The organism is Aurantivibrio infirmus (assembly GCF_054767315.1).
In genome coordinates this window covers 1-12138 of the sequence record NZ_BAAFSK010000002.1, presented here as the reverse complement: position 1 = coordinate 12138, position 12138 = coordinate 1, and the positions used below count along the sequence as shown (strand labels likewise).

Below are 12138 nucleotides of genomic sequence, written 5' to 3'. Positions count from 1 at the left end.
CTATATCGCAGTTTTAGTGAACTGTCCGGATGTTATCTCTAGAATTTATTACTAATATTTTCTTTCAAAACCCGCACCACTTCAGGAATAACAGAATCTTTTCGCTGTTCCGGATGATACAACAACCAGAAATCACTCATCGTATGTTCAGGCAAGGTCGCTAACTTTACCAAGCCATCGGTTCTGATTCCATCACACAATAGCGCAACGCCCAAACCTGTTTTACACATTGCAGCGATTGTCTCTAACTTATCGGCACCTGCGCGCCAATACTCTTCCGGTACATGCTGAGAATGATATTGGTACGAAATTAATTGCTGTAGGTTCGGGTAGCGAAAAAAACGATATACGCTACACCAATCTGTCGCACTGATGTCTATTTTCTTCGGTTTGTCTTCGAGATAATTCGCGTTCGCGTAATAGCTCCAAGCTCGCCTGGTTACATGTTTACCAACAAGATGATTCGGCGGTTCTTTACAACTACGAAACGCTATATCGATGTGCCGTTCGACTAAATCCCTAGGATCCTGATCAACGATCAATTCAAATTCTAGTTGGGGAAACTGTCTTTCAAGCCCCAATAACAACTCTGGAAAATGATCGTCCGCAAACGCAGCAAAGGTCGCAATTCGTACTGTTCGCGCTTTGCTATTTGAAAGTTTGAATTCTTGCTCAACTGACATCATCACCGGGCCGATCGTTTCAACCCGTGAATAGAGAGACTCTCCTGCTGGCGTTAAGGTATAACCCTGCCGCTTGCGAATAAACAAACGGTAGCCCGAGCAACGTTCCAATTGTTGAAGCCGCCTAAATACCGTGGACTGATTAACACCCAATTGTCTCGCAGCCGCAGCCACGCTCGCCGTCGAAGCCAGCGCAACGAAAAAGCGTATATCCTCCCAGTTAAAGCTATCTTCTCCCATTGCACATCACGTTATCGAACCCGAGTTAGATTGTTATAATTTTGCATTATTGCAAAATTACTATGCATTAATATCTATTTCTATCACTAATGCAATTAATTATAGTGCCAAGCTTCTTTCTTCAGGTATCTCGCTGTATGACTTACTCACAATTTTTAAATCTGTTGTCGGCTTTCGTTGTTGCCCTTATTAGCACGGCGGTGACGGCTAATAGCGACCCGCATAACTCATCAAATACTCGACCTCACTCTATGCAAAATAATCAAACACCAAGATCTGACAATATTTCATCCTTTCGCCGCGTCGCAGTGCGGTTCCAATGTGAAGACAGCGAGTGTGCGGCATGGTTGTATTTACCAATGCAGGCATCCGTGCAAAATCCGGTATCAGCCGTAGCTATGGCACCCGGAATAGGTTCGCTAAAAGAAATGGGCTTGATGCCATTCGCCGAAAAATTTGCCGAGGCGGGCATTGCCACTCTACTCTTTGATTACAGGCATTGGGGAGAAAGTGGTGGCGAACCAAGGGAACAAGCAATACCACAAAAACAAATTGACGATTACCGACACGCGCTGACTTATTTGGCAATGCGAAGCGAGGTCGATGACAAGCGCTTAGGAATTTGGGGCAGCAGCTTTTCTGGAGGTCATGTATTGCAAGTGGCAGCTCTGGACGAAAGAGTAAAAGCCTTAGTCAGTCAAACACCGCCGACCGATTTACACAGCATCGTTCGATCCCGCGGCACTATAGATAGCCAACGAGAATTATTTTCAAATTTCGCCAAGGAAAGAAAACGTTTTTCAGAAAGTAAAGAATTCCAATACATACCAATCGCCGCAATCGATAGAGCTAACAATGCGTTAATGGACTCCGAAACATTTCATTGGCAAGAAGAAATGAAGCAACGATACGCACCACACTTCATCAACCGAATCAGCGTTGACTCTCTCGAAGCAATCTATGAGTTCGCGCCGATACTATGGGTAAATCGCATTTCTCCGAAACCGTTGTTAATGATAGTAGCGAGCGAGGATAAAATTGTTTCTCCGAATTCAGTTCGGATTGCTTTTGAACAAGCCAGAGAACCAAAAAGATTAGTCGAAGTAAACACAGGGCACTATGGAATTTATTCAGGTGAGCATCTAGAAAAAGCGGCAAGCGCTGCAACACAATGGTTTTTGGAGCACTTGTAAACTAAGTTTACTGGGATTTTTAAAATATCCCATTACACATATACAATAACCAAACCGGCAATAAGAATCACGAGGGAGACTCCACTCATTAAATACTGACTGTCGCTAAACTGCTCGAAGGATTTCCAACGTTTGCCATCGCCCCAAGACCAGCGATTCCCCATAATAAAAAATACTAGGCTAACAGCAACTCCAAGAGGCCAATAGCTCGCGTATCCAATGATGGCTATCGCTGCAGAAATCCAAAAACCATTTCGAATACACCAGATGGGTGTTAAAAGAAATGCGCCGAGATTGGGGTATAACAAATAACGTTTTAATTTTTCATCATTAGTCTCTTCACTGCTTACTTCATCGCTCACAGTATTATTTTCTTCTACTTCCGTCATCTAATAATCCACACTTAGGTTTTCTATCAATACTTAAAATTTATCGGGATAGTCTGAAAACTCGACTGTATCGGGGATCGCTTCTATCCAACTCGCCTTTGAGGCACAAAAAATTCTATCATCGGGAATAACATTCAACCCATCAACGACCGTACCCGCCGGTATAACGAGAAACGTTTTCGATCGGTTAATATAGGGGACAGCTGAACCACATGTTCTACAAAATTGTTTCGCAAAGCTTTTCGCCGATTCCAGTTCATACCGTTGGATATTATTTTCTCCGCTAATCCACGTAAGATAGTGCGGTTGAGAAAACATATTGGAAGCGTGAGCAGAACCTGTTGCCAATCGGCATCGAGAGCAATAGCAAAGGTGAAAAGAAGAAATTTCGCCCTTTACAGAATACTTTACCGTACCACACAAACACTGGCCCTTTATATCAACGGACTTTTGCATAACAACCCCGCGGAAACCCTAGTCGCCCTAACATCAATTATTTTTATTGGTCATTTTATTTACGAATAAAAGCCACGACTTCGACTTCCAGTAAATGCTGTTTTTCATAGAGTCGTTCGATCTCAACAATAGTTGAACTAGGGTATCGATTACCTTTAAAGAACTTTTTTCTGCGCTCTGTTTCGGCCTTTACCGCCTCTATGTCAACCGCATAAATAACTTGCTTAACGATGGCATCGCTGTCGAGTCCATAGTCCTTAAGGATACTGAGAATTACTGTATAAATTTCCTCAATCTGCGCCGCCAAACTCTCTTTGTTACTTGCCAGGCCAGAAAGATACAAAGTGTTTCCCGCTTTCACGACCTGAGAATACCCATACTCCTTTTCCCAAGTACCATAGTTTTTACGTGTGATCCCCGTGTTGTGAGAACAACCCGACAAAATCAAAGCCGCCATCAGCAAAGTAATTACTTTGGTTTTATTCTTCATAAGACTTACTCAGATTTCCTTGTTGTAAAGGTTACGATTTTGCATCTGAAAAACGCGGTAACTTATCTACAATCTCATACCAAGGCGCCTTGGAGTCTGCATAGGCGTGGTATCTATTTTCACACTGAAAAGCCGTTTCAATAGTTCCGATTCGCAAGCGCATTATTTCTGGCAGATCATCTCTTGCACTATAAATGGGGCTACCGCAATTCGAGCAAAACACTCTTGCTTTGTTTTCTACAGCACGAAATTCTTTCAGTAAATCAGTGCCTTTTATAAATTTGAACTTATCTGCATCAACTGGACAAACCGCTACAAATGCGGAACCTTGCGCTTTCCGGCATTGTGAACAATGGCACATCGATATTTCATCAATTGCTCCATCATATTCATAACGAATACCACCACAAAGACATGCGCCTTTAATCATAATGTTTCCAGTCGCTAGTATTAGCCATGGGGAATAGAGACAACAGTTATTAAAGGTTTGTTTTCTATATAAAAACTTGGATAACAATCAATACATGAAAACGCAGTAGGCGTTATCTCTATATGCCACTGCGCCTTGATATAATCATATTCAAAGATTATCACTTTCGCGTCTTCTCTTTTTAACTCAGCGGCCTCGTATACCGCTGCAATTAATTCATTGGGTTCATGCAGGATTGGCAGAAACGAATCTGCCATCAAATGGCTCGAGGGAAACACAGATACAATAATAAACGGTATGATCGAGAGAAAGTTTTTCGAAGTTTTATTCACTACGTATTCCCCTAGCAAGCAACATTACAGACGCAATAGATTCAAGAAAAAATATAACATAAAGCGAAAAAGTATAATGTGAGTCTTGGTAAACTCTATGTAAAAAATAACGATGGTCGACTATCGCGCCTAGTAAGTTGAATTTGGAGTGATGTCTGGATTAACTTCTCCGTGGACTTCATCGGGATCAATTCCTGCGATTAACAATGCCTCTCTAACTGTCTCAATATGCTCAAGTATGACTTTGTAACGGTCTCCGTACTCATATTTGTTAACTTCGATTGATCTTGGCATATAAGTAAAGGCGATTTTAAGGGCATCTAAAATTTCTTGATTAGATTGTTCGCTCATTTTTAGTATCCTATTTTAAATGCTCACAATTGATTGCTACAGAGATATAACCGAGTTGGTCATTACTGGCTGATTGTATGATGATTATTCTGTTTCTATTAATTTTTCAGCTAAAACATCAAAACCTTTTAATATCGCTGCGCTAAAACCAGGACTCGACCAAAAATCGCCATCGCGAACGTCCTCGTCATACGCCACGAATATCTCTAAAGTTTTCTTCCTGCTATTTACTCGGCCCTCAAATTCTATAACTACGTAATTTGAATGTTCGTTTACATTGTCAGTCACCACCACTGAGTCTCCGACAGTAAAAAGAGTGTTGGCGGGTTTTGAGGCGCTACTATTGTAGTCATGATAAACCTTAATGGTATCGACCCGTATGGATAGTAGAGACGTATTTTTATATGCAGTCGATACCGAGGCGTCAAGTAAATCAATCGCAGGCGGATTAATCATTGCTTCACCAAGCAAATGCCGACGTCGAGATACTTTTTCATATTCAGACACCTGGGTTCGAAAATCAATAATCTGAACATTTCTATTTGCCGAAGAGATGACCTCCTCTCTAAGGTCAACCACCGGTTTAGAGCTATTCCCACTTACGCATCCAACCGATAAAACTGCTACTAAAATAGGAACGATAGGGAAACGCATTACGTTTACTCCAACAATTTATTATGATTAAAATTCTAATAGCAACTTGCCCAGCCCGACCTGCTAGCATACCGCCGAGCCAATTCGTGGCGTCACTAAAATGGGTAATACGATGAGCAAGATCTTTATCCTTGCCAATAGACAGATAATCAATATAGGATTTACAAGCATGCTGATCAAGCTGAAAGGCTTTAATTTTACCGTAACTAATACAGAAATCAGCAATCAAACCCAGCTTTTTTTAACCTTTTCGTTCCCCACAAAATGTACATCTTCCCTCCTTTGTACTTCCCTATTATAAGAATCGCCTTAGAGCACGTGCATACACCCCGATTTAGATTTTCGTCGAAATTCTTTTTTCAGTTCCTTATTGCTACCGAAGGCTATTTAGAAAAAAGATTCGCGTCTCAGAAACAAACATTTTTTATGGATAATTTTTTGCGGCATTAAAACGAAGTGGTATTAAAATGAAATTTGTAGAATTATTTTTATTATCGAACTGGTATTAAGCCAAATCTGCCAGGGGATTCAGCCATATTGTTTTCAATAGAAACTACAATGAGACAGGCACACATTGTTGCCTGCCTCAGCACTACCTAAAAACTTATTCGCAATGATAAAGATAAGGTATCGACATCAAGCTCTTCCGCTCCGACATCTATGTCGGCGTAGCGTACCATTTCACCAATCAACTCCCAGCCTTCAACAAATTCAACGGCAAAGCCAGCCCCGGCCAATAGGCTTGTCCCATCTTCGCTCTCCGAAGAGCTGGCGGAGCCCGTTCCCGGTATACCTCCAATAGTCCCCTGGACTAAGCTACTGATCTCTATATCCGTTCTAAATTGCTGAAGCCCCAGTTTTCCGAACAATCTAAATCGATTGCCCAGCGGTGCTGATACAGTAGTAGCCACACTTAAAGTCTGTACCTCGTAACTCACTTCACCAGTAACATCACCAACGAAAAAACCAGAAATCGTATTAGCGACGCCCGAAACGGCGCCTGTCGCACGCGATTCCCCTAGATCAGCGTAAGCAACCTCAAATCCAATAATACTATTGAGCTGAAACCCTCCTGTGATCGCCCAGCCATTCGCATCTTCGTCTTCACTGCTACTACTAGTAAAGCTTGAAGAAAACACCCCCAAATTGTTAATACTATTTTCAGCAATTATAGCTAGTTGTTCGCCGCTTATAGGAGCCGGCAAGTCCGACTGATTAATTCCAACCTGCATATAAAAACCCCGATCATCCGCTAAAGCCAATTGACTCATTGCGCATAACACCATCCCAACCAACAAAATAAATTTTTTCATTATTCACTCCAATGTGATTATTAGACTCCAAACAAAACACCCTATATAACATCAAAAAATTGATTTAATGCTGTATTAACGCGGAAAATTTGCTGAAGGATTATTATTGTTATTAGCCTACTATTACTGAAATTCATTATTCGAACAACAATTCAGTTTCTGCAATATAACACCAACAACTGACCGAATTTAATCATTCTTAAAAAAGAAGTCAAAGGAAGTTTCAACACTTATGGCTACAGACAAAACCGGATATCGGTTTCAAATAAAAATCAATAGGAAATAAGGCTTGTTTAGACTAATAGCCAACGACTATCGAAGTATTCGCCGCAAAAAAAACATATGATTTAATTGCCTTTTTATTAAGACTCATATGCTTTGATGAGTTCTAAAACGCTCTGAGGACAATTCGCAATCTTATCAAGATCAATAAAATGTAGATCTAAGAATATTAAGACTAAATTATTTTTCGAGTGAGCGAAATAAATTAGCGCTTTATCGTTTATCCACTTAGGATTTCTATCTGCGATCGTCAGCCAAAACAAAGTCCATAACTCGCAATGCTCATCAAATAAAATTCTCCACCATTTTCTAAACAAACTGATGAAATTCTGAATCTAATATTTTGCGTAATGTACCAATCAGAGAAGATATGTTTAAACCATTTCTAAAAATGTGGGCAGGTAGTGGGTGCGGCAAGCTCACTAAAAATGAAACATTGCATTTCTGCTTTCGAAAGGCCATCTATTTTTAACAAAGGCCTTGGCGCCGATTGGCTATCAATAGATAGCAAAAAGAATTAAATGAGCACTGAAAAGACTAGTCAAACTTGTCACAACAACCAATCTTAGGAGAAAATGTTCAAGCTTTTTGTAGGTAATTACGACCTTGAGTATCATACTAAAATCAAGGAAAAAATTTACCACAATCTGCTAACGATATTTTTTATATACGTTTCTACGTATTAAAAAACATCGCCGGCTTCTCGCCATACTCATTTACACCATTAGTTCCGGGAATCAGCATCAATACCACAACTAGAACCACATTGACTAAGGGTATAAAAATCAAGACACTAAGCCAGCCACTAATATTTGCATCTCTACAGCGATATGAAGTTCCCCACGCTATCGCCCCAAAATAAATCGATATAAAAATCCATGTGCTATCAGATATTGGTTTATCCGATACCCCTCTATAATAAAAATTTATCAAACTCGTCGCGAACGAAGAGTAAAGAATGTAGGTAAACGGCATGCTGAGTAAAATAAAACATAAATATTTAACTCTTCCCCACCTTCGAACTTTATACTCATGCCTTGCAAACGCATCTCTTTCGTCTTCAACCGTTTCATTAGGTGTCTTATATGGGTTATTCATCATTGCTCCTTAAAAAGCTTAAAGCAGCCGGAAGACAATCATCCAGATATAGAACTATATAAATTAACGATTTAATCTATTTATTTTTTTAGGTTTTATTTTTGAGCAACAACCCAAAATAGAATAAAAAATCGGATGTCCTTATTTTGAACTTGCAAGCAAAGAACCCGCAGCGCAATAAGCAAAACCACTGAAGCCATTCTCATACCTAATTAGGCTTTTTGAATCAACTAATCCCGCCAATTTACTAGACAAAATAGCAAACATAGAGTCAAGCAGGATCGCGACAATCCAAAATATCGAAGATAGCAGCGCTATTTGCGGCAAATATGGCAGTGACTGAACAGTGAATTGGGGCAGAAACGCACTGAAAAATAAAATTGTTTTTGGGTTCGTTAATGATACCCAGAAGCCCCGCTGAAAAGATCCTATTGCCGAAACTTGTGATGGCCGTTTGCCCCCTCTAAATGCCGCTAAAAGATGACTAATCCCAAGATACAGTAAATATAAAACACCGACCCACTTGAGCCAGAAAAACCCTTTGGTGAGTATTGTAAGTAAATATGATGTTCCTAGTGCTGCAATAAATAGCTGGACCCCCATAGCCGCGCTTGTACCTGCTACAGTTTGCAGTCCCCGAACCTTACCATGCGTGATACTTGTAGATATTATTACCAGTACATTGGGTCCTGGTATTACGATAATACCGATTGAAACAAGAACAAAAATTAATATATCCACTGTAGCCTCGTACGGTTTTGATGCTTAACGCCGTGCTATACGGCGAACGGAGCAACGCGTCGTGAGTCCGATGCGAAGTGCGCACATGAACACTCTGTTAAGCTTTTTGTTTGTAAATAATTTTATTGTCTTCATAGTCTTTAATAATAAATTGCTTGCCGCCAAAAAACCCTTCTTCGATAGGCTGCTTAATGATGCAGCCTTTAACTTGAACATACTCATAGGCTTTGTTGATGTTACTTACCTCTATCAGAAATAGATTTGATGCGTAGGATTTTTTCTCAGGGTCTTGAGCTAGCAACAATTCACCATGTTCATTTTCCAAAACTACGTAATCCGGATCTTTGATTGAGCTTTTATAAATACATTTGAAGTCAAGAAAATCTTCATACCAAGATATCGATGTTTCTATATCACATACTTTAACAATTGGTTTCATTTAGATTCCTGGTGAAGCTTAACGCCTCGGGTTGGAGCTGACATGGAGCGCCAGCGGGAAATGGTAGTCCCAGCCGAAGGCGACAACACTGCCTTGTTAGGCGCTTTCTGTTTTAACATTTTTGTATGATTTTTTTACTATGCTTTCTAAAACATTTGTATTGATATTTTCAAGCTTAGAAATATGTAGACAACCGCCAGAAAACTTATGGTTACCTAATCTTTGATAAAGTTGCTCGCTATCTGGAAAACCAGCTAAATAGCAAGAGAATGTTTTAGATCTAGGCGCAAAACCGACTTTACAGAGTTCAGCAGGTTTTCCATTCGCATATTTATAGAACCTTTTCCCAAACCCAATTATTTTGGCACCCCACATTTTGGGTTCCTGACCAGTTGCAGCTGAAAAGACTTCTACTAGCTGCTTGCAATCTCGACGCTTAATTTCATCTGAGATCGATTCTATAAATTCGTCAACGCTCGCTTCAGTTTCTTGCGTCTTTCTTTCAGCCACCACTGTTCCCTCCAGTACGCTTAACACCCACGCAACCGGCGAGCGGAACATCGTGGAGTGAGTCCAGGTCAAATTGCGTTTTTTGCAAATTGGGCGCGGTAGGTGTGTTTGTTAGGCATTTTTTAAAAACTTATTCTCCAACCGGTGGTTCCCATAGTTCGATTTTGTTCCCTTCTGGGTCCATAACCCAGCCAAATTTCCCAAACTCCGATTCATCAGTTTTTTCAAGAACGTTACACCCTTCATTTCGAAGAGCGATTAAGAGCGCATTAAGATCAGCCACTCGATAATTCACCATAAAAGATGATTTACTCGGCGAAAAATTCTCACCGTCTCCAATCATCCAAGCCGTAGTTCCGGAATAAGGATTGCCCGATTGGTCTACCCATCGAAATGATGTTCCACCCCAAACTTGAACATCTATTCCGAGGTGTTTTTTGTACCAGGATTGAAGCATTACTGGATCTTTCGCCTTTATAAATACACCACCTATTCCTGTTACTCTCGTCATATGATCGCTCCCCGTGTCGCTACTATGAACTCCACTACCTATTTCAGATGTATTCTGCCCCTAAGACATTACCGAAATAAAACATAAGAACCATACATAAAAATTTTTTTGGCCACTCATTGAATCTTCCGAATGATGAATAGGTTTACTTACGGAATGCCTAACGCCCCAATAACCGGGCGCGCGCTTTTCGCGCGTCCGGTTATTGGGGCGTTAGGCATTTACTTTACCGCTATATAGATGGAAACACTATTCACGCCTTCATAAACTTCGAAATCGCTAGTATAGGCCCGCTCATACTCGTTATTTTTATTTGAAAAATATTCCCATACTTTTTGCCAAGCGAGTACTACTGCTTTAGACGGATCGCCTTCGCTTCTAAAAACGAGATACTTTCCACCTTTAACTTTTGCTACCTTGTAGCTCGAATTGGCTTCCTGGGCCTTAATACCCGCTAGTACGGAATATTGTCCATTAACATCAGATTCATAATTGCTGTACACCCCATAGATTGGATTGCCATTCAGAGACTTTCCGTAATGCTTTGTATAAAAACTTTCCCAAAGACCGGGAATCTTCGGATCACTCGAATTCATTTCAAGTTCATTGGTGGTCGAAATTTCAATTCCAATAACATTGAAGGGCTCTACATCTATGAGCTCCATATCAGCGTCTCCATATACATAGTTCACAAAAAACATAAGCGGCATGATTAGTAAATAATGTTTCATAACGCTCCAACCAGCGGCGAGCGAAACGAAGTGTAGCGAGTCCACCGCAAACCGCGCTTTTTGCGGTTTGTGGGCGCTGGGTTGGTTTGTTATATTTATAGCTCACAGTTCTCATAATACTTTTCAAATAGCTCTATTGCTTTAGACTTCGGTAGATTAAGCTCTTCTAGATTGCTAATCGCTCGATTAATCATGTGCTCCGCACTTTCTTTTGGGTCAAGTGAGATTTCTTGCTCACCAAGACCACTAAAATGCTTAATATTATTTCTCACATCATTCATAGCTTTACGAAGTTCATTTTCATCTACTTCTTCGCCATGCAATGCTTGAACGATCATTCTTTCCGTTCTGGCAAATGAGTAAAGTGCGGGTTCTTTACCCAACAACTTTAAAATTGAACCAAATACATTTTCAGCTGCACCAGCAAGAGTAATAGATGAAAAATATTCGTCGCCGATAAAGTAGAGTTTAATTGCAGCGTCCAGTTGAGCTTTCGCAATATCTACCTTCTTATAATGCTCAATCATCTCGATGACTCTAAGTAAATATAACGCCTTTAGCATGCGAAAACAGTTGTGTAGCGAAGCGAAACGACTGGTTTTCGCAGTGCCTAAACTTGTTATATTTTTTTGTTTTTCTTGGTTCCTGGTAATATCCCTTTAACGCTAAACCTTGCAACTAGAATAGCAATTACGATAAACCCGATTACGCCAGCCGTACCACCCGCCTTTCTACCTAAAGCTTTATCTAACTCTATAGCTTCCGCGCCTGAGGCGACACTATGTGCGTATAGTGATATTGCCTCTGTCATAGCAAAAACATAAATGACGCAAAACAATACGAACCAAAAAAACCCACATATACACCGGATTGATACCGACCTTTTTACCGTCTGAAGATTTTTATCTGAAGCTGTACTTTCCAATGTCATTGTCTCCCTCGATTGAAATATAACGCCCGTAGCACGGGAAAATTTGGAGCGCAGCGGAAAACTTTTCCCGTGCCTGCGCTTGTTATAGCCGCGACAGTTTGCAGCTAATTTAAAACACGTACCGGAGCCACTGTGAAGGCAATTTTGCTAGTGGCACCCCTCGGAACGCGAACGAAAAATTCATGTTGGAACTTACCACAATTTTAAATACGAGCGAACGAACAATAAGATGTTTAATGTGCCACGCTGCTAATTATTGATTACCTAAAAGAACACCGTACTTATTTTTATACTACGTACTCAATCGATTGCTGTTTAAAACACTTACCGCGAAGAAAATTAATTCTTTAACTCTAGAGCGCAA

18 protein-coding genes are annotated in these 12138 nt (G+C 40.4%); 1 reads left to right on the top strand and 17 read right to left on the bottom strand.

Annotation, left to right across the window (positions count from 1 at the left end; translation table 11 throughout):
- Positions 1–38 precede the first annotated feature (38 nt).
- Positions 39–923: a LysR family transcriptional regulator gene (locus ACYUCY_RS03770; RefSeq protein WP_460225128.1), complete on the bottom strand. Its 885-nt coding sequence runs from the start codon at positions 921–923 to the stop codon at positions 39–41.
- Positions 924–1060: 137 nt separating this feature from the next.
- On the opposite strand from ACYUCY_RS03770, the gene ACYUCY_RS03765 reads away from it, so the two are divergent.
- Positions 1061–2116 (top strand): alpha/beta hydrolase, encoded by a 1056-nt coding sequence (locus ACYUCY_RS03765; RefSeq protein ID WP_460225127.1) that lies wholly within the window; start codon positions 1061–1063, stop codon positions 2114–2116.
- A 32-nt stretch (positions 2117–2148) separates the two neighbouring features.
- Here ACYUCY_RS03765 and ACYUCY_RS03760 read toward each other — a convergent pair whose 3' ends face one another.
- The 16 genes from ACYUCY_RS03760 to ACYUCY_RS03685 form a co-directional block, all read right to left on the bottom strand.
- On the bottom strand, positions 2149–2505 hold the full coding sequence (locus ACYUCY_RS03760; protein ID WP_460225126.1) for a hypothetical protein: 357 nt from the start codon (positions 2503–2505) through the stop codon (positions 2149–2151).
- Between the two features lie 33 nt (positions 2506–2538).
- Positions 2539–2961 carry a GFA family protein gene (locus ACYUCY_RS03755; protein ID WP_460225125.1) on the bottom strand — a complete coding sequence of 141 codons (423 nt, stop codon included), beginning with the start codon at positions 2959–2961 and terminating at the stop codon, positions 2539–2541.
- A gap of 55 nt (positions 2962–3016) precedes the next feature.
- Positions 3017–3451 (bottom strand): RidA family protein, encoded by a 435-nt coding sequence (locus ACYUCY_RS03750; protein WP_460225124.1) that lies wholly within the window; start codon positions 3449–3451, stop codon positions 3017–3019.
- 31 nt (positions 3452–3482) lie between these two features.
- Positions 3483–3881, bottom strand: a complete 399-nt coding sequence (locus tag ACYUCY_RS03745; RefSeq protein ID WP_460225123.1) for a GFA family protein — start codon at positions 3879–3881, stop codon at positions 3483–3485.
- Positions 3882–3901: 20 nt separating this feature from the next.
- Entirely contained in the window at positions 3902–4138 is a 237-nt protein-coding gene (locus tag ACYUCY_RS03740) for a hypothetical protein (RefSeq protein ID WP_460225122.1), read from the bottom strand.
- A gap of 204 nt (positions 4139–4342) precedes the next feature.
- On the bottom strand, positions 4343–4564 hold the full coding sequence (locus ACYUCY_RS03735; RefSeq protein ID WP_460225121.1) for a penicillin-binding protein: 222 nt from the start codon (positions 4562–4564) through the stop codon (positions 4343–4345).
- Positions 4565–4648: 84 nt separating this feature from the next.
- Positions 4649–5218, bottom strand: coding sequence for a hypothetical protein (locus ACYUCY_RS03730; protein ID WP_460225120.1), 570 nt, complete (start codon positions 5216–5218; stop codon positions 4649–4651).
- 596 nt (positions 5219–5814) lie between these two features.
- Entirely contained in the window at positions 5815–6531 is a 717-nt protein-coding gene (locus ACYUCY_RS03725) for an outer membrane beta-barrel protein (protein WP_460225119.1), read from the bottom strand.
- Positions 6532–7488: 957 nt separating this feature from the next.
- Positions 7489–7911: a DUF805 domain-containing protein gene (locus tag ACYUCY_RS03720; RefSeq protein WP_460225118.1), complete on the bottom strand. Its 423-nt coding sequence runs from the start codon at positions 7909–7911 to the stop codon at positions 7489–7491.
- Between the two features lie 141 nt (positions 7912–8052).
- Positions 8053–8652, bottom strand: a complete 600-nt coding sequence (locus ACYUCY_RS03715; RefSeq protein ID WP_460225117.1) for a LysE family translocator — start codon at positions 8650–8652, stop codon at positions 8053–8055.
- A gap of 97 nt (positions 8653–8749) precedes the next feature.
- Positions 8750–9091, bottom strand: a complete 342-nt coding sequence (locus ACYUCY_RS03710) for a VOC family protein (protein WP_460225116.1) — start codon at positions 9089–9091, stop codon at positions 8750–8752.
- A gap of 96 nt (positions 9092–9187) precedes the next feature.
- Positions 9188–9601, bottom strand: coding sequence for a DUF1801 domain-containing protein (locus ACYUCY_RS03705; protein ID WP_460225115.1), 414 nt, complete (start codon positions 9599–9601; stop codon positions 9188–9190).
- A gap of 130 nt (positions 9602–9731) precedes the next feature.
- Positions 9732–10112, bottom strand: a complete 381-nt coding sequence (locus ACYUCY_RS03700; protein ID WP_460225114.1) for a VOC family protein — start codon at positions 10110–10112, stop codon at positions 9732–9734.
- A 221-nt stretch (positions 10113–10333) separates the two neighbouring features.
- Positions 10334–10843 (bottom strand): GyrI-like domain-containing protein, encoded by a 510-nt coding sequence (locus ACYUCY_RS03695; protein WP_460225113.1) that lies wholly within the window; start codon positions 10841–10843, stop codon positions 10334–10336.
- Between the two features lie 95 nt (positions 10844–10938).
- Complete coding sequence (locus ACYUCY_RS03690) at positions 10939–11370, bottom strand: hypothetical protein (RefSeq protein WP_460225112.1); 432 nt, start codon at positions 11368–11370, stop codon at positions 10939–10941.
- A 92-nt stretch (positions 11371–11462) separates the two neighbouring features.
- The gene (locus tag ACYUCY_RS03685; RefSeq protein WP_460225111.1) at positions 11463–11774 is read right to left on the bottom strand and encodes a hypothetical protein; all 312 of its coding nucleotides are present in this window, start codon (positions 11772–11774) and stop codon (positions 11463–11465) included.
- Positions 11775–12138 lie beyond the last annotated feature (364 nt).